The organism is Citrobacter sp. Cpo071, assembly GCF_030332765.1.
GTDB classification, from domain to species: Bacteria; Pseudomonadota; Gammaproteobacteria; order Enterobacterales; family Enterobacteriaceae; genus Citrobacter; species Citrobacter portucalensis.
This window is the reverse complement of record NZ_JAOWHE010000055.1, coordinates 1-568: the sequence shown is the minus strand read 5'-3', so window position 1 is coordinate 568 and position 568 is coordinate 1. Positions and strand designations below refer to the sequence as shown.

Annotated in this window: 1 pseudogene; it reads right to left on the bottom strand. The window is 58.3% G+C overall.

From position 1 onward, the window contains the following. Positions 1-568, bottom strand: a pseudogene (locus tag OGY09_RS01120) (type IV secretion protein Rhs); the annotation flags it as partial.

The following is a 568-nucleotide window of genomic DNA, read 5'->3' as shown; positions in this document are numbered from 1 at the left end:
TACTGTGTTTCCGTGCGGCTGCTGTCCGGGGCAATCACTGTCGTCAGGTCTCCGGCGTCACTGTATTCATAGCGGGTCTCGCGGCCTGCCGCATCTCTCTGGCTGACAAGCCGGCCCCGGGTATCGTAAGCGCGATACTGGCTGAGACCGTCTTCCTGATGAAGGGTTGTGACCTGCCCGAAACGGTCATAGTCATAGCGGGTTTCATACCCCGAACAGTCGGTGAAGCTCAGCAGTTGCCCGTGGCGACTCCACACCATCTGCTTTTTGCTGCCGGTGGCATCTTCACTGGTGCAGGGGTATTCACTGTGCGGGTCAGCATAAACATAGCGGGTGATGCTCCCCTGACGGGAAGTCAGCCCCGTCAGGCGGCCATACTCATCGTATTCTTGCTTCTCCCGTAAACCATCCGGGTGGGTGATACCGGTCAGCTGATGCCCGCCATTGTAATAAAACGCCGTCTTCCGGCCGTCAGGGGAGATAATTTCAGTGACGTTACCGGAAGCGATACTGTACCGGTATTCGGTTTTCCGGCCTGCCGCATCGGTCTGTGCGGTGAGCCAGCCCA